The organism is Brevundimonas staleyi, from assembly GCF_041893865.1.
Lineage (GTDB): Bacteria > Pseudomonadota > Alphaproteobacteria > Caulobacterales > Caulobacteraceae > Brevundimonas > Brevundimonas staleyi.
In genome coordinates this window covers 2187303-2209112 of sequence record NZ_CP169082.1, presented here as the reverse complement: position 1 = coordinate 2209112, position 21810 = coordinate 2187303, and the positions used below count along the sequence as shown (strand labels likewise).

The following is a 21810-nucleotide window of genomic DNA, read 5'->3' as shown; positions in this document are numbered from 1 at the left end:
ATTCAAAGGTCGCGATGAGATAGCGACCCGCCGACCGTTTCGCCAGCGTCGCCGCACCGTCTAATGTCATCAGCGATGCGGCCCCAGATTCTCTTTCCCCTGTTCGCGGAGGTCACCAGCCTGAAGGGCGTGGGGGCCAAGGTCGAACCCCTGATCCGGAAGCTGGCCGGGCCGCTTGTGCGCGACGTCCTGTTCCTGGCGCCCAGCGGGGTGATCACGCGACGCCGGGCGAATGCGGCGGACGCGGTCGAGGGCGAGATCGGCATATTCGACGTCATCGTCGACCGGATGATCGCGCCGGGGCGACCGGGCGTGCCGTTGAAGGTGCGGGCCAGTGACGAGACCGGCTTCGTCCACCTGATCTGGTTCGGTGGGAGCCCGCAGCACATCGACCGGCAACTCCCGCGCGGCGAGCGGCGGCTGGTCTCCGGCAAGGTCGAACGGTTCAACGGCGAGGTGCAGATCGTGCATCCCGACTGGATCGTGGCCCTGGACAAGGGCGAGGAGATCCCGGCCGTGGAACCCGTCTATCCGGCGACGGCGGGCCTGACGTCGCGCGTGGTGCGGAAGCTGGCGCTAGGCGCGTTGGCGGTCGCGCCGGAGCTGGACGAGTGGCAGGACGCGGCCTGGATGGCGCGTCAGAAGTGGCCGGGCTGGCATGAAGCTATCGAGGCTCTGCATGCGCCGCAGGGCGAGGCGGACCTGTCGCCGGACGCCGCGCCGCGCCAGCGTCTGGCCTATGACGAACTGTTCGCGCACCAGCTGGCCCTGGCCCGGCGGAAGCGGGCGCGGCAGATCACGCCGGCGCCGATCATCGCGCCGGGCGATGTGTCAGAGGCCCTGCTGACCGCCCTGCCCTTCACCCTGACCGGGGCGCAGGCGCAGGCGCTCGCCGAGATCCGCCGCGATCTGGCGTCGGGCGAACAGATGGGGCGGCTGCTGCAAGGCGACGTGGGTTCGGGCAAGACGGCGGTCGCGGCCCTGGCTCTGGCCGATGCGGCGAGCGCGGGCTTCCAGTCCGCGTTGATGGCGCCGACGGAAATCCTGGCGCGGCAGCACTATCAGCGGTTGGCCCCCATGCTGGAGGCGGCGGGGGCGCCGACCATCCTGCTGACCGGGCGCGACACCCCGGCCGAGCGGCGCGACCGGCTGGCCGCGTTGGCGTCGGGTCAGGCCAAGGTGGCCATCGGCACCCATGCCCTGTTCCAGGACGCGGTGCAGTTCGACAAGCTGGCTCTGGCCGTCATCGACGAACAGCATCGGTTCGGCGTCAATGAACGCGCGCGGCTGCAGGCCAAGGGCGATCCGCGCGTCGGCGGCGTCCACCTGCTGACCATGTCGGCGACGCCGATCCCAAGGACGCTGGAGCTGACCCAATACGGCGAACTGGAGGTCAGTCGGCTGATGGAGAAGCCGCCGGGGCGGACGCCGATCTCCACCGCCGTCCTGCCGCTCGCCCGCATCGGCGAGGTCGCCCAAAGGCTGAAGGCGGCGGTCGAGAGCGGGGCCCAGGCCTACTGGATCTGTCCGCTGGTGGCCGAGTCGGAGGCCATCGATCTTGCGGCGGCCGAGGAGCGGGCGCGGGATCTGCGCCGTCTGCTGGGCGTGGAAGTCGGTCTGGCTCACGGCCAGATGCCGGGCGCCGAGCGCGAGGCCGTGATGGCCGATTTCGCCGACGGCCGGATCTCGGTGCTGGTGGCGACGACCGTGGTCGAGGTCGGGGTCGATGTGCCGAACGCCACCATTATGGTCATCGAACACGCCGACCGCTTCGGCCTGGCCCAGCTGCACCAGCTGCGCGGACGCGTCGGGCGCGGGGCCAAGTCGAGCGCCTGCATCCTGCTGTACGGCGGTCAGGACGGAGGCTTGGGCGAGACGGCCCGGGAGCGGCTGGAGACCCTCAGGCGCAGCGAGGACGGGTTCGAGATCGCTGAGGAGGATTTCCGTCTTCGCGGCGGCGGCGATCCTCTGGGGCTGAAGCAGAGCGGCTTTCCGGCCTATCGGTTCGCCGATCCGATCCGGCATCGGTCCCTGCTGCTGGCGGCGGCGGACGATGCGCGGATCATGCTGGGGCGCGATCCCGATCTGACCTCGCCGCGCGGCGAGGCGATCAGGGTGCTGGAAGCCCTGTTCGACTGGAAGACCGACCGGGGCGGGCTGGATTAGCCGGCGTTCGACGCCATCCAGACGTTCAGACGACGCCCAACGTCCGCTTCGATGTCGGCGTAGAACAGATTGTACTGGCGGGCCTTTCGGCGATCCGCCCAGTCGCCGACCTCCTTGAAGGATTCCGTCGTCAGCTCGGTGTGACGCAGGATGCCCTGACGGCACTGGGTGGCCAAGGCGCGGTCGATGAAGGCGGGGCGGACGCCCCATTCGAGCCCCGTGGCGTTGGCGGCGCCGTGGTGCAGGCGGGCGGGCACGGCAACGGCTCCAGTCGCTCCGCTGACCGGATTGACGCAGAGCGGGGTGCGGCCCTCCAGCTCGACCAGACGTCCGGTGTTGTCCCAGACCAGGGCGCGACGCAGGCGGCGGTGCGCGGCGCCCTCGTTCTGATCGCCGACCTGGGACCAGCCGACGACGCAGCCGATGCTGGTCGCCGTGGCGCAGCCGGGCACGGTCGGGGCCAGGTTCTCGGCCGCCGCGATCACGTCGATCAGATAGACGGCCACGACGCGGGCGCGGAGGGCCGGGTCTGTCGCGACGCGCTCGCGCACCAGCCGATCCATCAGTTCCCCGCCCTGCTCCACCCCGGCCAGGACAAGGGGCCCGGTCGGGTGTTCCGCCAGCCACGCGTTGAAGGCGCTCAGGGAGTCGCCATAGGCGAAGGCCCGGGCGTCGCGGGCGTCGTCCCGCAGGGTCAACCGGGTGTAAAGGGAGGCCTGACGGTAGCGCGGCAGGCTGATGGCCCCGGCTCGAGCGAAGGGCCCGGCGTAGTTGGGGATGACCACCCGCTCCAGATAGGCGTCGGCGTCCGCGTCTCCGATCGGCCCGTTCCAGTCCTTGCCGCCGTCGAAGGTGGTCGAGTGCAGGAAGAAGACGGAGGCGGGACCGGCGCCCGGCCCGCGCACATCCTTCATGGCCCAGGCGTCGGCAGACGCGTAGTTCGGCGGCGTGGGCGGGTCGTAGGTCTGGAACGGGATCTGGGGGTCCAGCCCGGCCTTCAGGATGTCGCCGCGCCAGACGGCCACGGCCGCCACGATCAGGAAGACAAAGGCGAAGCCGAGCCAGCCGATACCTTGCCAGAAGGTCAGGCGCGGCAGTCTCACCGATAGGGATCCGGCTGGGACAGGAAGGACTGGACGTAGCGGCGCACGCCCTCTTCCAGCGGCGTCGACTGACCGTTGAAGCCGAGCGCCCGGACGCGGTCCATCTTCGCCTCGGTGAAATACTGATACCGGTCGCGGATGACCTCGGGCATGTCGATGTAGGCGACAGCCGGGTCCTTGCCGGCGGCGGCGAAGGTGGCGTTGGCGAGGTCGAGGAAGGACCGCGCCTGACCCGATCCGGCGTTGAAGATCCCGCTGACCTCAGACGTGCAAAGCAGCCAGTCGATGATGTCGACCACGTCGTCCACGAAGACGAAGTCCCGCAACTGGCCGCCGTCCGCATAGTCGGGGTGGTGCGAACGGAACAGGCTGACGGTCTCGCCGGCCGCGACCTTGGGCCAGATCTGGGCGATGACCGACTTCATGCCGCCCTTGTGACCCTCGTTCGGGCCATAGACGTTGAAGAATTTCAGACCGGCCCACTGGCGCGGAGCGTGGTCGCGGGAGGCCTCGCGCACCGCGTACTGATCGAACAGTTTCTTCGAATAGCCATAGGCATTTAGCGGCTGAAGCTTCGAGATCGAGGCAAGATCGTCCGTGTCCTCGAACCCGGCCTCGCCGTCGCCATAGGTGGCGGCGGAGGACGCATAGATCATCCGCGCGCCGTTCAAGGCGCACCAGTCCCAGATGTCGCGCGACAGGCTGAAGTTGGTGCGCAGGATCAGGTCGGCGTCCTGTTCCGTCGTCGAGGAGATGGCGCCCATGTGGACGATGGCGCTGACCCGTTCGGCATGGCGGTCGAGCTGGGCGAACAGTTCTTCCGGATGCCAGAAGTCGGTAATGGGCGATTTGGCGATGTTGCGCCACTTGCCGAGGTTGGCATCCTCCAGCCGGTCGCAGATGACGACGTCCCAGCGATCCTCGGCGGTGAGGCGCGAGACGATGTTGGAGCCGATGAAGCCGGCGCCGCCGGTGACCACGATCATGCGGCGCATCAGCCGGCCTCCCCGAGCGTGCTGTCGACCATCTTGGCGATGGTGCGGGTGGTGGAATAGCCGTCGGCGAACTCGGCCAGTCTGACCTCCCCGCCCCAGCTCTCGACCAGATCGCCGCCGACCACGCCCTCACGCGTGTAGTCCGCGCCCTTGATCAGGACGTCGGGGCGAAGGCGTTCGATCAGGGCCAGAGGCGTCGGATCGTCGAAGGAGGTGACGCGGTCCACGCTGGCCAGGCCGCCTATGACCACGGCGCGGCTGTCGAGGTCGTTCACCGGGCGGCCATCGCCCTTGAGCTTCCTCACCGACGCGTCGGTGTTGAGCGCCACCACCAGCCGGTCGCACCAACTGCGGGCCTGGGCCAGATAGGCGACGTGGCCGCGGTGCAGGATGTCGAAACAGCCGTTGGTGAAGCCGACCTTCAGCCCCTGCCGGCGCCAGGTTTCGACCTCGGCGGCGAGGTCTTCCAGGGCCGTGACCTTGGCAAGGGCCGCGCCTGCGTGCTGGCTCATCTCGGCTTCGATCAGTTCGGCCGGGCTGACCACGGCCGTGCCGCTCTTACCGACGACGACGCCCGACGCGAGGATGGCCAGCTGCACCGCCTGTTCCAGCGAGGCGCCGGCACCGAGCGCCAGACCGAGCGCCGCCAGACCCGTATCGCCGGCGCCGGAGACGTCGAACACCTCGCGCGCCCGGCCGGGGAAATGCTGCGCCGTTTCGCCCCGCCGCATCAGGCTCATGCCCTTGCCGGCGCGGGTGACGACGATGGCCTTGGCGGTCGTGGCGGCCAGCAGGGCCTCCAGCGCCGCCTCGATCTCGGCGTCCGTCTCGACCGGCATCCCGGTGGCGCCGGCCAACTCGGAGGCGTTGGGCTTGATGAGATCGACCGCGCCATAGCGGGCGAAGTCGCGCCCCTTGGGATCGACGATGACGACGGCGCCGGTCTGCTGTGCCTGATAGAGGGCCGATCGGATCAGGCGTTCGGTGACCACGCCTTTGGCGTAGTCCGACAGGAGAATGGCCGAAGCCCCTGAAAACACGTCGTCACGTTCGAAGGCGCCGACGGCGATCTCTTCCTCGTCGAGGCGCATCAGCTGTTGGCCGCCGGAGACGTAGCGGGTCTTGACGATGGTGCCGACGGTCTCGCTGCGGGCCAGAAAGTCCTCGACCCGATCCTCGGCCGCGACCAGCCGGGCCAGTTCGTCGCCGGCCGCATCGACGCCCGTCGCCCCACCGAGACGCGCCAGGCCGCCGAGAGCCGCGACGTTGCGGGCCACATTGCCGACACCGCCGGGCATGGAGACGGTCTTGCGAGACCTCAGCACCGGAATCGGCGCCTCGGGCGAGATGCGGCTGACCTCGCCATAGACATAACGGTCCAGCATCAGGTCGCCGACGCAGGTGACCGTCTGGTCGCGCGCGCGATCGAGCAGGCTTTGCAGGGCGCCGAGGTCCAGGGTGCGATCAACCATGGGCTTGGCCTAAAGGATTCAGGCGGCCTTCGCCATCCGCGCCTTCGACAGGTCGTCATAGGCCAGGAGTTCGGCGGCCAAGGCCTCGAACTGGTTCAGGGGCACCATGTTGGGGCCGTCCGAAGGCGCGTGGTCGGGATCCTGGTGGGTTTCCATGAAGACGGCGTCGACGCCCACGGCCACGGCCGCGCGGGCCAGGACCGGTACGAACTCGCGCTGGCCGCCCGAGGAGGTGCCCTGCCCGCCCGGCTGCTGGACCGAATGGGTCGCGTCGAACACGACCGGGCAGCCGATCTCGCGCAGCACCGGCAGGGCGCGCATGTCGCTGACCAGGGTGTTGTAGCCGAAGCTGGCGCCGCGCTCGCAGGCCATGACGTTCGGATTGCCCGCGCCCGTCACCTTGGCGATGACGTTCTTCATGTCCCAGGGGGCCAGGAACTGACCCTTCTTGATGTTGATCGCCTTGCCGGTGGCGGCGGCGGCCAGGAGCAGGTCGGTCTGACGGCTCAGGAAGGCGGGGATCTGGAGCACGTCCACGACCTCGCCGGCGATGCGGCAGTGTTCCTCGGTGTGGACGTCGGTCAGGACCGGCAGGCCCAGGGTCTCGCGGATCTCGGCGAAGATCGGCAGGGAGCCTTCCAGACCGAAGCCGCGCGCGGCGCCGGCCGAGGTGCGGTTCGCCTTGTCGAAGCTGGTCTTGTAGATGATGCCGACGTTCAGACGCTCGCCGATCTCCTTGAGGGCTTGGGCCGTCTCCAGGGCGTGCTGGCGGCTTTCCAGCTGGCAGGGGCCGGCGATGAAGGCGATGCGGGCGCCGCCGCCGATGACGACCGGCGTCTTGATGCCGTTTCCGGAAAGGGTGATGACGGCGTTCGGAGCGCTCAAGGGTTCGACCTTCTCAATGGAGACGTTCTGGGGTGCGGCGCGTTGTAGCCCCGCTCTAGGGCGGTGAAGTGGCCCCGCGCGGCTGAAATTTCAACCTACCACGGAGATCCGAGGCGTGACCACAAAGGGCGAGGCTCCCGTCATTCTGTGGTTCCGCCACGACCTGCGGCTGGCCGACAATCCGGCGCTCAATCAGGCCCATGCGACCGGGCGGGCCATCGTGCCGGTCTATATCCACGACGAGGGTTCGGCGGTGCGTCCGGCTGGAGGCGCGAGCCTGTGGTGGTTGGACAAGTCGCTGAGGGCGTTGTCGGCGTCGATCGGCGAGCGTGGCGGTCGGCTGATCCTGCGCCGGGGCGATTCGGAGGCCGAGCTGCGTCGCCTGATCGAGGAGACGGGCGCCGAGAGCGTCTTCATGAACCGGCTGTTCGAGCCGGACGCCTCGACCCGCGATTCGGACATCGCCCACGGGCTGAAGGCCGAGGGGGTCGAATGCCGGGGCTTCAACGGGTCGCTGCTGTGCCGACCCGGCGGGGTGCTGAACGGGTCGGGCGGGCCGTACAAGGTCTTCACCCCCTTCATGAAGACGCTGAGGGCGCAGGCCGAGCCGCCCGCGCACACGACCGGGCCGCGCGATCTGTCGGGCGCGCCGAGGCTGGACAGCGACCGCATCGACGACTGGGGCCTGCATCCGTCGCGGCCGGACTGGTCGGGCGGGTTCGACTGGACGCCGGGCGAGGCCGGGGCGGTCGAGGCCTTGCAGACCTTCATCGGGCGGGGGCTGAAGACCTACTCCAAAGGCCGCGACCATCCGGCCGAACCGGGCGCCAGCCGCCTCTCGCCGCACCTGCACTGGGGCGAGATCAGTCCCTCGCGGGTCTGGTCGGCGGTCGTGGCGGCCGGCGAAGCGGGCAAGGTCCCGGCGGCCGAGGCGGAGAAATTCATCGCCGAGATCGGCTGGCGCGAGTTCTCGGCCCATCTGCTGCATCATTTCCCGGCCCTGCCGGAGCGGGCTTTCCGACCGGAGTACGATGACTTCCCTTGGCTGACGGACCGCAAGGGGTTCGACGCCTGGACCAAGGGTCTGACCGGCTATCCCATCGTCGATGCGGGGATGCGGCAGCTGTGGGTCACCGGATGGATGCACAATCGGGTGCGGATGATCGTGGCCTCCTTCCTGATCAAGGACCTCTTGATCGACTGGCGTAAGGGCGAGGCCTGGTTCTGGGACACTCTGGTGGACGCCGACCTGGCCTCGAACGCGCAGAATTGGCAGTGGGTCGCGGGGTCGGGGGCGGACGCCTCCCCCTATTTCCGCATCTTCAACCCGGTCAGCCAGGGCGAGCGGTTCGACAAGGACGGCGACTACGTCCGGAAGTGGGTTCCGGAGCTGGCGAAGACGCCGGCCAAATGGATCCACGCGCCCTGGACCGCTCCGGCCGAAGTCCTGCGGGAGGCGGGCGTCACGTTGGGGGACACCTATCCCAAGCCGATCGTCGATCATGCCATGGCGCGCGACCGGGCGCTGGCGGCGCTGAAAGAGGTGTCCGGGCGCGGGCGGTCGGACGAGGACTGACAGGCGCGATCACGGTGATAGGGTGAGCGCATGATCCCGCCCCTGACCTCCGCCGCCGACCTCGCCGCCCTGACCGATGGCGACCTGCGCATCCTCGACGCCAGCTGGCATCTGGACGGTACGCCCGCACGGCCGATCTTCGAGCAGGGCCATATCCCGGGGGCGGTCTTCTTCGATCTGGAGGAGATTTCGGACCGGTCCGATCCCCTGCCCCACATGATGCCGACGGCGGATCAATTTGGCGAACAGGTTGGTCGACTTGGCGTGTCGGAGACAGACCGGATCGTCGTCTATGACACCCACGGGCTGATGACGGCCGCGCGGGCCTGGTGGATGTTCCGGGCCATGGGCTGCGACCGGGTGCAGGTTCTGGACGGCGGCTTGCCGGCGTGGATCCGGATGGGCGGGGCGCTGGAGACCGGCCCGGCCGCCCCTGCCCCGGCTGAGTTCAAGACCGATCCCCGGCCGGAGATCATCGCCGACGTGGAACGGGTACGCGCGGCTCTGGAAAGCGGAGCGCCGGTGCTCGACGCCCGCGCCGCCGCCCGGTTCGCCGGATCGGCGCCGGAGCCCCGGCCGGGCCTGAGGGCCGGACACATGCCGGGAGCCGTCAATCTGCCCTATGGCGAACTGCTTACGCCGGACGGGCTGATGCGCGAGCCGGAGGCGGTGGAGGCCGCCTTCGCCGCGCGCGGGCTGGGACCGGATGACAGGCCCATCACCAGCTGCGGCTCGGGCGTGACGGCGGCGGTGCCGCTGCTGGCCTTGGCCCTGCTGGGTCGCGAGGGCGTGCTCTACGATGGGTCCTGGGCCGAATGGGGCGGCCGGGACGACACCGAGGTCGTCACCGGCCCCTGACGTCAGGCGACGGTCGCGACCGCCGGCTCGGGTTCGGGCGAGGAAGCGGGCGGAACCGGCTCGTCCTTCTCGCCGCGCGACACGACGGTGGCCAGGACCAGGTCGCCCGTGACGTTCAGCACCGTCCGGCACATGTCCAGGAAGCGATCGACGCCCAGCACCAGACCGATGCCTTCGGCGGGCACGCCCACCATGACCAGGATCATGGCGATGACCGGCAGGGATCCGGCCGGAACGCCCGCCGTGCCGACACCACCCAGGATGCAGACCAGCATGACGACGACCTGCTGGGTCACGGTCAGTTCGATCTGGAAGAACTGGGCCAGGAACAGGACGGTGACGCCCTCGAACAGGGCCGTGCCGTTCTGGTTGGCGGTCGCGCCGACGGTCAGGACGAAGCGGGCGATCTTGCGGGGCAGCTTCAGCTCCTGCTCGGCCGCCTTCAGCGACACCGGCAGGGAGGCGTTGGACGAGGCGGTCGAGAAGGCGACCACCATCGGCTCGCGCACGCCCTTGAAGAAGGTGATCGGGTTCATCTTGCCGCCGATCCAGACGACCAGCGGGTAGACCACGAACATGTGGATCGCCATGGCGCCCACGGCCACGCCGACGAAGGCCGCCAGACGCATCATCAGGTCCCAGCCGAACAGGGCCGCCAGGTTGAACATCAGACAGGCGATGGCGATCGGGGCCAGTTTGATGACCATGTTGATCAGCTTCATCGTGACTTCGAGCAGGCCCTCGATGACGTTCTGAAGCCGGTCCGTGTTCGGGCTCTTGGCCATGACCAGGCCGATGCCGAAGAACAGGGCGAAGATCATGACCGGCAGGATCTGGTTGTCCGCCGCGGCCGTGAAGACGTTCGACGGGATCAGATCCAGGAAGAAGTCGCCCAGCTTGATACTGGTCGGGGCGTTCTCGACGATGCCCCTCGCGCCGTCGGCGCCCTGGGCCAGCAGTTGCTGCGCCAGCGCCGGATCGACGCCGTCGCCCGGACGGAAATAGTTCACCATGGCCAGGCCGATCACGACCGCGATCGAGGAGACGACGATGGTCAGGAGCAGGGTCTTGATGCCCGCGCGCCCCAGGGACTGAAGGTCGCCCATCTCGGCCACGCCGACGACGAGGGCGGAGAACAGCAGCGGGATCACCAGCATGAACAGCAGGCGCAGGAAAATCTGGCCGGCCGGTCCGGTGACGTTCGACGTCAGCCACAGGACCCAAGGCGTTTCCGGGCCGATGTACTGGTTGACGTACAGGCCTGCGCCCAACCCGATCACGAAGCCGATGAGCATCAGCCAGTGGAGCGGAATACCGCCCTTCTTCGTCGTATCCATTCGTCCCCCGAAAGGCGGCGAACGCCCTGTCGGACGTGCGCGGTAAAGCTTTATCGGACCGGCAGGCCGTAGATCAGACCGCCCGGTCGAGCGTTCCATTGTGCATTCATCCCGCGGGCCAGGTCGAGAGGCGATTGCGAACCCAGGTTCCGCTCGAAGATTTCGCCGTAGTTGCCGACGCCCTCGACGGCGTCCGCCGCCCAGGTCTTTGACAGGCCCAGACGCGGACCGAAATCCCCCTCCGCGCCCAGCAGGCGGCGCACCTGGGGCTCGCGCGCGTTCTTCGCACGGTCCTCGACATTGGCCTGGGTCACCCCCAGTTCCTCGGCCAGGATCAGGGCGTTCTGGGTCCAGCGGACGATGGCGGTCCACTGTTCGTCGCCGCGCCGGGTGACGGGGCCCAGAGGCTCCTTGGAGATCACATCCGGCAGAATCACATGCTGCTGCGGGTCCGCCAGGGTGGTTCGGGCAGCGGCCAGGGCGGAGACGTCGGCGCTGAAGGCGTCGCAATCCTCGCGGCCATAGGCCTGTCGCGCGGCCTCTTCGGTCGGCAGGACGACGGCGCGGTGCTCGATGCCCCGACTGCTGAAATAGTCCTCGGCGTTCAGGGCGCTGGTCGATCCGGCCTGGACGCAGACGCGGGCGCCGTTGAGTTCGGTCGCGCTGTTCAGGTTCAGCGAACGCCGCACCAGGAAGCCCTGACCGTCGTAGTAGTTGATGCCGGCGAAGGCGAGGTGGCCGCCCGTATCCCGCTCCATGGTCCAGGAGGTGTTGCGCCACAGGACGTCTATCCGCTCGTCGGTCAGAGCCTGGAACCGATTCTCGGCGCTCAGGGGCACGAAGCGGACGGCGTTCGGATCGCCGAAGATGGCCGCCGCCAGACCGCGACAGAAGTCCACGTCGAAGCCGCGCCACTGGCCGCGATTGTCGTTGTAGGCGAAGCCGACCAGTCCCTGATTGACGCCGCACTGCAGCCGGCCGCGTCGCTTGACCGCCGCCAAGGTCGGGCTTGCCACCGGGGCTGCCTCGGTCTGGGCGGCACGGACGGTCGTCTCGGTGACGGGCGTCTCGGCCTCGCGCTCGCGGTCCCCGCAAGCGGCCACGAGCATCAGGCCCGCCAGACCCGCCAGCCGCATCCAGAAACCCGAGGTTCGTTCGCCCATGGTCGGTCCCGCGTTCGCTGCCTGCCGCGACTCGTCCGCCGCGACCCCTTGCGCCCCCGCTGCTTTAGAGGCCTTTGGGGCGTCGTTCGCAACCCGTAGAGGCCGCCATGGATCCGCTTTCCGACCGTACCCGCCTGATCGCGGCGGCGACCCGGAGAGGCGAAGGGCGGCGTCCGGTCAATCCGCCCATCGAACGCGCCTCAACCATGCTGTCCGACGCGGTCGACGACATGCGGGATGGAAGCCTGGGGCCGCTCTACGGCATCGACGGAACGGCGTCGCAGACCGCGCTGCGACAGGCGATCGCCGACCTGGAAGGCGCCGAGCACTGCTGGCTCGCGCCGTCCGGCCTCGCCGCTGTCACCCTGCCCCTTCTGGCCCTGACCAGGCCAGGCGAGGAGGTCCTGACGACGGACGCCGTCTATGGGCCGTCGCGACGGTTCCTGACCCGATATCTGGCGGCGCGCGGCGTGACGGCGCGATTCCATGCGCCGGACGCGACCGCCGAGGAGGTCGCCGCCCTGATCTCTGAACGGACGCGGGTCGTGCTGATCGAGGCGCCGGGCTCGCTGACCATGGAGATGATCGACGTCCCCGCCCTAGCCGCCGCCGCGCGGGCGCGGGGCGTCCTGACCGTCATGGACAACACCTGGGCGGCCGGGCTGGCGTTCAAGCCTCTGGCCCATGGCGTCGATGTCAGCCTCCAGGCCCTGACCAAATATGTCGGCGGCCATTCGGACCTGATGTTGGGCGCGGTCTGCGCTTCGGACCCGGCCGTGGTGAAGGCCATCGCTGAGGCGCATGAGGACATCGGCCTGTGCGTCTCTCCCGACGACGCCTGGCTTGCGCTCAGAGGGCTTCGGACCCTGCCGATCCGCTATGCCGAACAGGCCTGGTCGATGCGGCAGGTCGCCGACTGGATGGCCGCCCGGCCCGAGGTGTCGAGGGTCCTGCACCCCGCCCTGCCCGGCGATCCGGGCCATGCCCTGTGGAAGCGGGACTTCACCGGCGCGGCGTCGCTGTTCGGCGTGGTGATGCAGGGCGGCGATGGGAAGGCGGCACACGCCTTTCTCGACGCGCTCCGCCTGTTCGGCCTCGGCTATTCGTGGGGCGGGTTCGAGAGCCTGATCACCTACGAGACGCCCCAGATGGCGTTCCGCGTGAACCCGCCGGAGCTGGAAGGGCCGCTGCTGCGCCTTCACGTCGGACTGGAGGATCCGACGGAGCTTATCGCCGATCTGGAGACCGGTCTGGCCGCCTGGCGGGCCGCGCTCGCTTAGGCGCCGATCTCGGGCATCATGCCGGTGACGAAGCCGCGCATGCCGGTCTGGGGCTGAAGCATGCCGCGCAACAGGTTCACCGTCGTCGCCGCATTGTCCTCGAAGGTGAAACGGCTCTGGGTGAATTTGCAGTTGGCGAAGCTGGGCGGTTCGACGCCCTTGAACACCAGCTGGGCGTTCTTGAACTCGCAGTCGATGAAGGTCACGCCGTCGATCAGCTGGCGGCCCGTGAGGGTCTGGTTGCGAACTTCGGACATGGTGCTTCCTGACAACGAGATGGCGCGCCCTGCAGGATTCGAACCTGCGACCGTCCGCTTAGAAGGCGGGTGCTCTATCCAGCTGAGCTAAGGGCGCCTGAATGGCTCAAGTAGCAAGCGACCGCGTCGCGAGCGATAGCCAACAATGATGCGGCTCAAGTAGCGAAGCGCCGCGCGCTGAGCGATAGCCGCCCTGCAAAAATGCGGCTCAAGCAGCGAGCGACCGCGTCGCTAGCGGTAGCCGCACTTCAGAGAATCAATGCGTCCAGGGCTGTTTGCGGCTGGTGGCGAAATTGTCGGCGTAGGCCTTTAGGATCATCGGCGGTTCCTGCGGCTCTTGCAGGCGGAACGGGATGCCGTGACGTTCGGCGTAGCTGATCGCCTCTTCCTTAGTCTCGAAGGTCAGGCGGACCTGGCCATTCATGTCCGAGGAGCTGATCCAGCCCATCAGCGGATCGATGGTGCGCGCCGAAGCCGGCTCGAAGTCCAGACGCCAGTCCTTCGACTTGGCCTTGCCCGACTGCATGGCGGTCTTTGCGGGGCGATAGATGCGGGCCAGCATGGCGGACTCTCGTAGGCGGAAATAACGGGGCGGTTCTATCGCGCGCCGCGAGCCACGCCAAGCCGTGGCTCAAGCAGCGAAGCGCCGCGCGCTGAGCGATAGCCACACTAAGCCGTGGCTCAAGCAGCGAGACGCCGCGCGTCGAGCGGTAGCCACACTAAAAAAGATCGATGGTCGGAGTGAGAGGATTCGAACCTCCGACCCTCTGGTCCCAAACCAGATGCGCTACCAGGCTGCGCTACACTCCGGCGGAGCGGTCTGCCAGCAACCGGCCCGTGGTGCAACGCAAGAATGCTCAGGGGCGGAAGAAGGGATGGACGATCTTGTCTCCGGCCTTTGCGCCGATCTCCTCGGCCCGGCCCGCGCGCAGCTCCAGGACGCCGCTGGCCGCGCCGTTCGACGGGATCTGGGCTTCCGAATAGGGGGTCGTGTGATGGGCGATGGAGACGATGGAGCCCGTCGGGTCGATGTAGAGGATGTCCAGCGAACTGGGCGTGTTCCGCATCCAGAAGGACCGCTCGGCCGAATCCGGGAACTCGAACAGCATGCCGCGATCGTCTTCCAGCGGCGGCCGGAACATCAGGCCGCGCTCGCGCTCGGCGTCGTCATCTGCGATCTCGACCCAGAACGCGTGTTCGCCCGACGCCGTGACGATCTTCAGCTCTTCCAGCGGATTGCCGGCCTGATCGACGGGCGCGTCCGATTTGGCGCAGGCCGAAATCGCCAGACCCAGCGCCAGGGTTCCGATGAGAAGAAGACGCCTCGACAGCATGATCGCCCTTTCGGGGCGACCGATCAGTCGCCCGGTCTGATTTCCGCGACCACCAGCCCCTTGGGGCCTTCGGCGAATCGCACCGCGACCGTCTCGCCGGGGATCAGATCGTCCAGTCCGCAGCGACGCAGGGTCTCGATGTGGACGAAGATATCGCCGGGATCGGTCGCGCGCACCACGAATCCGTAGCCCTTGGTGCGATTGAACCATTTGACCGTGGCGGTCTCGAGCGCACCGGACGGCTCGCTGTCGATCGGCTCGCGGATCGAGCGCGAATCAGCCTTCAGGCCGTCATAGCCCGAGCGACGCATCGGAAGCTCGACTTCGCCCGGACCCAGGTCGTGGATCTGGACGACCTGCCAGCCCTTGGGGCGGCGGGTGCAGTCGCATTCGATGGGCGCGCCCTCGCCGGCCGTATCCCAGCCGCCGTCGCGCAGACCGCTGATGTGCAACAGAACGTCCTTGCCCTCGGTCTGGCCGGGGTCATCGGGCACGATGAAGCCGTAGCCCTTGCCCGCATCGAACCATTTCACTCGACCGGCGATCCGGACGATGTCCGGCGCGTCGACCCCCTCGTAGTCAGACACTTTAAGCCCCCCGCTCGCACTCCTGCTGCGAGCCGTTCATGTTTAACACGGTTCTGTGAACGCGGGAAAATCGAAAAACGCCGGTTTCAACCAGATTGGGTGCCGATGGCGAAAGGATCGCGCAAAGCGTCGCATCGAAGACACGGCCCGAAGGCACGATCCTGCGCCTCGCAGGGCGACGATGGGGCAGGTTCAGCGATGTGGTGGAATGCCCCGCGTGGCAGTCCCTAGGGGAGTCGAACCCCTCTTTTCAGGTTGAAAACCTGACGTCCTAACCGATAGACGAAGGGACCGCTGCGCGGGGAAGCGGCGATATAGCCAACGCCTTTCCGGGGTGCAAGCGCCAAAACGACCGGAAAACGAACTAACTCGCCATACGCGGGTCGGCGACGTCCTCGATCTCGAATTGCACGCCCTTGCGGCCGTTCCAGTCGTCCGCCTTCAGACGACCCACGACGCTCAATCCACCCTGCCCGTTCAGCAGCGCACGGCCCGTCGGCAGGTCGGCGCAGCGCCAGGCGATGGCCTTCACCGAGGCGCCGTCCGGCCCCCCCAGACGACAGCGCACGTGGCCGCCGTTCATGGCGACAGGCTCGCGGGCCTGAACGCCGCTGAGGGCGAACAGGGGCTCGGGGTTGGCCGGACCATAGGGGGCCAGCCGCTCGAAATCCTCGAACAGGGCGCGCGACGCCGCGCCGGGGTCGATCAGGGCGTCCACCTCGACCCAGTCCATGGCCTCCGCCTCGACCTGTTCGTCGGCCATGGCGACGTTGAGGAAGGTGCGAAGAGCGTCGATTCCGTCCGGGCGCACGGTCAAGCCCGCCGCCATGGCGTGCCCTCCCCCGGCCAGCAGCAGGCCCTCGCGCCACGCCGCCTGCACCGCCCGACCCAGGTTCATGCCAGGTTGGGACCGTCCGGAGCCCTTGCCGACATTGCCGACCGCGTCCACGCCGATGACGATGACCGGCTTTCTCCAGCGCTCGCGCAGCCGCCCGGCCACGATGCCGACCACGCCGGGGTGCCAGTCCTCGCCCGCGACGACGACAACGGCCGAACCGTCGGCGTGCTGGCCGGTCGCCTCCACGCGGCGGATGGCGGTCTCGGTGACCTCGCGCTCGACCTCGCGACGGGCGACGTTGAGGCCGTCCAGTTCTTCCGCGAGGGCCTGAGCCTCCAACGGGTCGTCGGTCGAGAGCAGGCGCGCGCCCAGATCGGCCCGGCCGATTCGGCCTCCGGCGTTGATGCGCGGCCCCAGGATGAAGCCAGCGTGATTCGACTTGGCCGGACCGGGCTCCGAGCCTGCCACGGCCAGCAGGGCCTTCAGCCCCGGATTGGCCCAGCCGGACATGACCTTCAGCCCCAGCCCCGTCAGGGCGCGGTTGAACCCGGTCAGGCCCGTGACGTCGCAGATGGCGCCCAGCGCCGCCAGATCCAGCCACTGGCGGATGTCGGGCTCGGGCGTCGTCTCGAACAGGCCGCGTTTGCGGGCCTCCCGATTCAGGGCGGCCAGAAGGACGAAGACCACCCCCGCCGCCGCCAGATTGCCCTGACCCGACGTGTCGCCCGGCCGGTTCGGGTTGACGACCGCCAGACAGGCCGGCGGCTCCTCGCGCATCATGTGGTGGTCGATGACCACGACCTTCAGCCCGATCTCGCAGGCATGGGCGATGGCCTCGTTGGCCGCCGCGCCGCAATCCACCGTGATGACCAGATCGGCGCCCGACGCCTTCAGCCGGTCGAAGGCCAGCGGGCTCGGCCCATAGCCCTCGGTCAGACGGTCGGGGACATAGATGGGCAGGTCGGCGCCCAGCGCGCGGAACCAGCGCACCAGAAGCGCCGCGCTGGAGGCTCCATCAACGTCATAGTCGGCGAAGACATGAATGGTCTCCCCCGCCTGGATCGAACCGACAATGGCCTCGGCCGCCGCGTCCATGTCCATGAAGGACGACGGATTGGGAAAGAGCCGCTTCAACGTCGGCTCGAGGAAGTCCGCGCCCTGGTTCGGCCCCACGCCCCGCGAGGCCAGGGCGCGCGCCAGAGGCTCGGACAGGCCCAGCGTCTGCATATGGGCGCGGATGGTCGAGGCCTCGGCCGGGCGCTGTCGCCAGGCTCGACCCGACAGCGAGCGCGAGACGTCGAGGAACCCCGGCGCGAGACCGGCGGCTGGGGCTCCGTCCGCCATCAGATCGGGCGGGTCGTGCGGATGCGGCGCACGGTGCGGGTCGAGGAATCCATCACCAGCGTATGGGTGGTGACGAAGCCGTTGCCCATCTGGACCCCGTCCAGCATGGCGCCCTTGGTCACGCCGGTGGCGGCGAAGACGGCGTCCTTCGAGACCAACTCATGCAGGTCGTACTTCCGGTCGAAATCGGTCACGCCGGTACGCTGGGCGCGGGCGCGCTCGTCGTCGTTGCGGAACAGCAGACGCCCCTGGAAATGACCGCCGACGCATTTCAGCGCCGAGGCCGCTAGAACGCCTTCCGGCGCCCCGCCCGAACCCAGATACAGGTCGATGCCCGTTTCCGGCTCGGCCGTGTGGATCACGCCGGCCACATCGCCGTCGGTGATCAGCATCACGCGGGCGCCGACTTCGCGCAGGGCGGCGATCAGGGCCTCGTGGCGCGGACGGTCCATGCAGCAGACGGTGATGTCGCGCGGATCCACGCCCTTGGCGGCGGCCAGCGAACGCACGTTCTCTTGCGGGCTCATGTCCAGATCGACGGTGCCCGGCGCATAGCCCGGCCCGATGGCGATCTTGTCCATATAGGTGTCGGGCGCGTGCAGCATGCCGCCGCCGGCCGACATCGACAGAACCGTCAGGGCGTTGGCCATGGCCTTGGCCGTCAGGGTGGTGCCTTCCAGCGGATCGAGCGCGATGTCGATGGCCGGGCCTTTGCCGGTGCCGACCTTCTCGCCGATGTAGAGCATGGGCGCCTCGTCGCGCTCGCCCTCGCCGATGACGATCTTGCCGTCGATGTGCAGGGTGTTCAGGGCCGTCCGCATGGCGTCCACCGCCAGCTGGTCGGCGTGTTTCTCGTCGCCGCGGCCGATCTGGGCCCAGGAGGCGATGGCGGCCAGTTCGGTGACCATTGCGGCGTCTGCGGCGAGGGTCGAGGCGAAGGGGGCCGTGTCAGCCATGCGGAAAGCTCCTGAGAGGGCGGTGATGATCCCCGGATTCTGTCGACCGGGCGATAGAGAATGACGTTCAGCGGGGCGCGGGGCCGCGATCCACCGGCGGCGGGGCGGTTCCGCGTTCGCGGGTGCGGCGGGCGAATTCCTCGACCTCGGCCTGGGTCTCGGCGGTGACCGGGGCGATGGCTTGGGCGTCGACCCGGCTGTTGACCTCGGCGGCGAAGGCGGTCGGGTCGCCCAGCTGCCAGTCGATGCGGGCGGCCTCGGCGGCCAGATCGGTCCCCGCGCCTTGCAGGGCGCCGACGCGGGCGGCGACCTCGGTCGGCTCCGGCAGGGGCTCGGACGAGCGCGGGAAGTCTTCCCACTTCGGATAGGCGCGGTTGGCGTCGACCAGGGCCTGGACGCGCGGCGCGACGGGCGAGGCGACGTCGGTCTTGGGGCTGAAGGCGCCCGCGCAGCCGCCCAGGGCCGCGACAGTCGATACGGCCATCAGGCCGCCGGTTATCTTTTTCGCCAGACGCGCGTTCATTTCGAGCTCGGTCTAAGCCAAGATCGTGACAGGCGGAAGGGCGGAGCACGCGCCCGACGTGACAACGGAAGGCGCGGAGGACCCAGATGGCCAAGACACCCCGGACCCCGCCGGAGCCGCTCGCCGCCGCCAAGGCCCCGCGTAAGTCGGGCCGCCCGACCTCGGCCAAACCCCGCACCCCCAAGGCGAAGGCTCCGCCGGTCGAATCCGAGGTCGCGAAAGCCGCGCCGCCGCCGGAAGCTAAGGCCGAGCCGAAGATCGAGGCGCCGAAACCCGACCAGACCCCGCCGCCCGGCGACAATCCCTTCACCTTCCCCGGCGGCGATCAGCGCGAGATGCTGGAGACCCTGTCGCTGAACCTGGCCAAGGCGGCGATGACGGCCCAGTCGGCGATCGCCGAGGCGGCCCTGTCGCAGGCCGACCGCCCCGCCGCCCTGTCGCCCGACCCGTTCAACGTCGGCCCGGCGATGAACTCGGTCATGACCAGCCTGGCCAATCGTCCGGACAAGCTGTTCGCCGCCCAGGCCGATCTGTTCAACCGCTACATGGACCTGTGGGCCTCCTCGACGCGCCGCGCGGCGGGGGAAGAGGCCCCTGCCCCCTCCAGGGACAAGCGGTTCAAGGACCCGGCCTGGTCCGAGAACCCGATGTTCGACATCATGCGACAGTCCTATCTGGTCACCTCGGACTGGATGAACGGCCTGGTGTCGTCAGTTGAAGACGTCGACCCGCGCACCAAACGCCGCGCCGAGTTCTTCACCAAGCTGCTGACCGACGCCTTCTCGCCGTCGAACTTCCTCGCGTCGAACCCCGCCGCCCTGAAGGCCATGGCCGAGACCAACGGCGAATCGCTGGTGAAGGGGATGCAGAATTTCGCCGCCGATCTGGAACGCGGCATGGGCAAGCTGAAGATCAGCCAGGCCGACTACGGCAAGTTCGTCGTCGGCGAGAACGTCGCCACCGCCCCCGGCCAGGTCGTCTGGCGCGACGAGCTGTTCGAGCTGATCCAATTCGATCCCGCGACCGAGAAACAGCACGCCATTCCGCTGCTGATCTTCCCGCCGTGGATCAACAAATTCTACATCATGGACCTGCAGCCGGAGAACTCGCTGATCCGCTGGCTGTCGGCCCAGGGCTTCACCGTCTTCGTCTGTTCCTGGGTCAATCCGGACAAGGACAAGGCGGGTTTCGGCTTCGACGAATACCTGGAGAAAGGCATCTATCGCGCCGTCGAGAAGACGCTGGAACAGACGGGCTCCAAGACCCTGAACACCGTCGGCTACTGCATCGGCGGCACCCTGATGGGCGCGGCGTTGGCGCACATGGCCGAGAAGAAGGACACCAGAGTCGGCTCCACCACCTTCTTCGCAGCCCAGCACGATTTCGCCGAGGCCGGCGACCTGCTTCTCTTTACCGACGAGCATTGGTTGAACGAGATCGAGCAGCAGATGGACGCGGCCGGCGGCGTCCTGCCCGGCGCGGCCATGGCGGAGACTTTCAACGCCCTTCGCGCCAACGATCTGATCTGGTCGTTCTTCGTGTCCAACTACCTGCTGGGCAAGTCGCCGGCGGCCTTCGACCTCCTGTTCTGGAACGCCGACCAGACGCGGATGCCCAAGAAGCTCCACATGGACTACCTCCGCTCGATGTACGGCCAGAACAAGCTAACCCGTGGCGAGTTCGAGATCGGTGGGGTCAAGGTCGACCTGACCAAGGTGAAGATCCCGCTTTATTTCCAGGCCAGCCGCGAGGATCACATCGCGCCGATGAACTCGGTCTATCGCTCGGCCAAGGCCTTCACCAATGCGGCGGTGACCCTGACGCTGGCGGGCTCCGGCCATATCGCGGGGGTCATCAATCCGCCCAGCGCCAACAAATACCAGTACTGGACCAACGCCGCCCTGCCCGGCTCGCTGGCCGAATGGCAGGCGGGGTCTGTCGAGCATCCCGGAAGCTGGTGGAACCACTGGGCGACCTGGCTTGCCGACAAGTCCGGGGACTGGGTCCCGGCGCGCGATCCGGCTAAGGGACCGCTCGCCCCGCTCGAAGCGGCGCCCGGAAGCTATGTGAAAGTGAAGTCTTGAAGCGTCTCGAACCTAATCTGGTGCTGGCGGCCTCCACGGTCATCGCACTGGCTCTATTGATCTCGACCGCCGCCCTGTTCGGCGCGCCCGGCGGGGCCGTGAAGTATCCGATCATCGCCCTGATCTGCGTCGTCGCCTTCGTCATCGGCAACGGGATGATGGCGGTGCGGATGGGCCGGGTCAGCCCGCCGATGATCAGTCTGGAGAACCCCGCCACGGCCCTCTTCGCCGGCGGGTTTCCGATCGTGGTGATGCTGTTCGCCGCCATCCCCCTGATCTGGAGCGGCCACGACTATGGCCTGCTCATCATCATCGCCTCGGTCATGGCCGGGGTGACGGTCGAGTCGGCGCTGAAGGCCCGGCGCGCTTAAGCCGGCTGGAAGGTCAGGGCGACGCCGTTGTTGCAATAGCGTTTGCCGGTCGGGCGCGGGCCGTCGTCGAAGACATGACCCTGATGCCCCAGGCAGCGGGCGCAGTGGTACTCGGTCCTCGGAATGCCGATGGCGTAGTCGGTCTTGGTCCCCAGCGATCCGTCGATGGGCGCATAGAAGCTGGGCCAGCCTGTGCCTGAATCGAATTTGGTCCGCGACCGGAACAGCGGCAGGGCGCACCCGCGACAGACGAAGGTCCCGGCCCGGTGCTCGTCGTTCAGCGGGCTGGTGAAGGGCCGTTCGGTGCCTTCCTGACGCATCACCTGATAGCTGATCCCCGGCAGACGCTGACGCCACTGGGCATCGGTCACCCGACGGAACGGCGAGTTGGCGTACTGCGCCTCCGACGCATCCGCCTCGCCCGAGGTGCAGGCGGCCAGGGCGGTGGCGACGCCGCCGAGCAGCAGGGCCCGGCGCGAGGTGGTCATGGACTGGGTCATGACCTCAGATACGGCGCGTATCCGCGAGGAGTTGCAAGCGCCCGCCCCCTCTTCTTCTTTCGTCATCCTCCGGCAAGGCGCGCAGCGCCGCAGACCGGGGGACCCAGCGGCGCCGAAGACGATCTGTTCAGGCAAGATGTCGGAAGCAGCAAACTTCGCGGCAGGTTCGCGCTCTCGCGCG

The 21810-nt window shown here is 68.4% G+C and carries 20 protein-coding genes and 3 tRNA genes; 6 read left to right on the top strand and 17 right to left on the bottom strand.

Features of this window, described 5'->3' with window-relative positions:
- Nucleotides 1-75 precede the first annotated feature (75 nt).
- On the top strand, nucleotides 76-2166 hold the full coding sequence (gene recG, locus ACETK8_RS11210; protein ID WP_374036012.1) for an ATP-dependent DNA helicase RecG: 2091 nt from the start codon (nucleotides 76-78) through the stop codon (nucleotides 2164-2166).
- On the opposite strand, the gene ACETK8_RS11205 is transcribed toward recG, so the two are convergent.
- Genes ACETK8_RS11205 through kdsA form a run of 4 tightly spaced genes read right to left on the bottom strand, consistent with a single transcriptional unit; the run spans nucleotide 2163 to nucleotide 6621 of the window.
- Nucleotides 2163-3269 carry a DUF3089 domain-containing protein gene (locus tag ACETK8_RS11205; RefSeq protein WP_374036011.1) on the bottom strand — a complete coding sequence of 369 codons (1107 nt, stop codon included), beginning with the start codon at nucleotides 3267-3269 and terminating at the stop codon, nucleotides 2163-2165. The genes recG and ACETK8_RS11205 overlap by 4 nt on opposite strands.
- Entirely contained in the window at nucleotides 3266-4255 is a 990-nt protein-coding gene (rfaD, locus tag ACETK8_RS11200; protein WP_374039393.1) for an ADP-glyceromanno-heptose 6-epimerase, read from the bottom strand. Before rfaD ends, ACETK8_RS11205 begins: the two co-directional genes overlap by 4 nt.
- 8 nt (nucleotides 4256-4263) lie before the next feature.
- Nucleotides 4264-5736 carry a D-glycero-beta-D-manno-heptose 1-phosphate adenylyltransferase gene (rfaE2, locus tag ACETK8_RS11195; protein ID WP_374036010.1) on the bottom strand — a complete coding sequence of 491 codons (1473 nt, stop codon included), beginning with the start codon at nucleotides 5734-5736 and terminating at the stop codon, nucleotides 4264-4266.
- Between the two features lie 18 nt (nucleotides 5737-5754).
- On the bottom strand, nucleotides 5755-6621 hold the full coding sequence (gene kdsA, locus ACETK8_RS11190) for a 3-deoxy-8-phosphooctulonate synthase (protein WP_374036009.1): 867 nt from the start codon (nucleotides 6619-6621) through the stop codon (nucleotides 5755-5757).
- Between the two features lie 115 nt (nucleotides 6622-6736).
- On the opposite strand from kdsA, the gene ACETK8_RS11185 reads away from it, so the two are divergent.
- Both ACETK8_RS11185 and ACETK8_RS11180 read left to right on the top strand, forming a co-directional pair.
- On the top strand, nucleotides 6737-8197 hold the full coding sequence (locus ACETK8_RS11185) for a cryptochrome/photolyase family protein (RefSeq protein ID WP_374036008.1): 1461 nt from the start codon (nucleotides 6737-6739) through the stop codon (nucleotides 8195-8197).
- Nucleotides 8198-8227: 30 nt separating this feature from the next.
- Complete coding sequence (locus ACETK8_RS11180) at nucleotides 8228-9055, top strand: sulfurtransferase (protein ID WP_374036007.1); 828 nt, start codon at nucleotides 8228-8230, stop codon at nucleotides 9053-9055.
- Between the two features lie 2 nt (nucleotides 9056-9057).
- Here ACETK8_RS11180 and ACETK8_RS11175 read toward each other — a convergent pair whose 3' ends face one another.
- Both ACETK8_RS11175 and ACETK8_RS11170 read right to left on the bottom strand, forming a co-directional pair.
- Nucleotides 9058-10392: a dicarboxylate/amino acid:cation symporter gene (locus tag ACETK8_RS11175; protein ID WP_374036006.1), complete on the bottom strand. Its 1335-nt coding sequence runs from the start codon at nucleotides 10390-10392 to the stop codon at nucleotides 9058-9060.
- Between the two features lie 50 nt (nucleotides 10393-10442).
- Nucleotides 10443-11555 (bottom strand): amino acid ABC transporter substrate-binding protein, encoded by a 1113-nt coding sequence (locus ACETK8_RS11170; protein WP_374036005.1) that lies wholly within the window; start codon nucleotides 11553-11555, stop codon nucleotides 10443-10445.
- A gap of 107 nt (nucleotides 11556-11662) precedes the next feature.
- Here ACETK8_RS11170 and metC point away from each other — a divergent pair, with 107 nt between their 5' ends.
- A complete protein-coding gene (gene metC, locus ACETK8_RS11165) occupies nucleotides 11663-12835 on the top strand; it encodes a cystathionine beta-lyase (RefSeq protein ID WP_374036004.1) in 1173 nt (390 codons plus the stop codon).
- On the opposite strand, the gene ACETK8_RS11160 is transcribed toward metC, so the two are convergent.
- From ACETK8_RS11160 to ACETK8_RS11115, 10 genes are all read right to left on the bottom strand, one after another.
- Nucleotides 12832-13092, bottom strand: coding sequence for a hypothetical protein (locus ACETK8_RS11160; protein ID WP_374036003.1), 261 nt, complete (start codon nucleotides 13090-13092; stop codon nucleotides 12832-12834). The genes metC and ACETK8_RS11160 overlap by 4 nt on opposite strands.
- Nucleotides 13093-13112: 20 nt before the next feature.
- Nucleotides 13113-13189, bottom strand: a tRNA-Arg gene (locus ACETK8_RS11155).
- Nucleotides 13190-13348: 159 nt separating this feature from the next.
- Complete coding sequence (locus ACETK8_RS11150; RefSeq protein ID WP_374036002.1) at nucleotides 13349-13654, bottom strand: ETC complex I subunit; 306 nt, start codon at nucleotides 13652-13654, stop codon at nucleotides 13349-13351.
- A 171-nt stretch (nucleotides 13655-13825) separates the two neighbouring features.
- Nucleotides 13826-13902 (bottom strand) — tRNA-Pro (locus ACETK8_RS11145).
- A gap of 47 nt (nucleotides 13903-13949) precedes the next feature.
- A complete protein-coding gene (locus ACETK8_RS11140; protein ID WP_374036001.1) occupies nucleotides 13950-14426 on the bottom strand; it encodes a DUF192 domain-containing protein in 477 nt (158 codons plus the stop codon).
- Nucleotides 14427-14449: 23 nt separating this feature from the next.
- The gene (locus ACETK8_RS11135; protein WP_374036000.1) at nucleotides 14450-15013 is read right to left on the bottom strand and encodes a cold-shock protein; all 564 of its coding nucleotides are present in this window, start codon (nucleotides 15011-15013) and stop codon (nucleotides 14450-14452) included.
- 218 nt (nucleotides 15014-15231) lie between these two features.
- Nucleotides 15232-15306: transfer RNA gene (locus tag ACETK8_RS11130), tRNA-Glu, on the bottom strand.
- Between the two features lie 71 nt (nucleotides 15307-15377).
- Nucleotides 15378-17195 (bottom strand): single-stranded-DNA-specific exonuclease RecJ, encoded by a 1818-nt coding sequence (recJ, locus tag ACETK8_RS11125; protein ID WP_374035999.1) that lies wholly within the window; start codon nucleotides 17193-17195, stop codon nucleotides 15378-15380.
- On the bottom strand, nucleotides 17195-18151 hold the full coding sequence (gene glpX, locus ACETK8_RS11120) for a class II fructose-bisphosphatase (protein WP_374035998.1): 957 nt from the start codon (nucleotides 18149-18151) through the stop codon (nucleotides 17195-17197). Before glpX ends, recJ begins: the two co-directional genes overlap by 1 nt.
- A 67-nt stretch (nucleotides 18152-18218) precedes the next feature.
- Nucleotides 18219-18635 (bottom strand): hypothetical protein, encoded by a 417-nt coding sequence (locus ACETK8_RS11115; RefSeq protein ID WP_374035997.1) that lies wholly within the window; start codon nucleotides 18633-18635, stop codon nucleotides 18219-18221.
- Nucleotides 18636-18760: 125 nt separating this feature from the next.
- On the opposite strand from ACETK8_RS11115, the gene phaC reads away from it, so the two are divergent.
- Both phaC and ACETK8_RS11105 read left to right on the top strand, forming a co-directional pair.
- Nucleotides 18761-20758, top strand: coding sequence for a class I poly(R)-hydroxyalkanoic acid synthase (phaC, locus tag ACETK8_RS11110; protein ID WP_374035996.1), 1998 nt, complete (start codon nucleotides 18761-18763; stop codon nucleotides 20756-20758).
- A complete protein-coding gene (locus tag ACETK8_RS11105; protein ID WP_374035995.1) occupies nucleotides 20755-21129 on the top strand; it encodes a hypothetical protein in 375 nt (124 codons plus the stop codon). Before phaC ends, ACETK8_RS11105 begins: the two co-directional genes overlap by 4 nt.
- Here the strand turns inward: ACETK8_RS11105 and msrB are convergent.
- Complete coding sequence (gene msrB / locus ACETK8_RS11100; protein ID WP_374035994.1) at nucleotides 21126-21629, bottom strand: peptide-methionine (R)-S-oxide reductase MsrB; 504 nt, start codon at nucleotides 21627-21629, stop codon at nucleotides 21126-21128. The two genes, ACETK8_RS11105 and msrB, sit on opposite strands and share 4 nt — an antisense overlap.
- Between the last annotated feature and the right edge of the window lie 181 nt (nucleotides 21630-21810).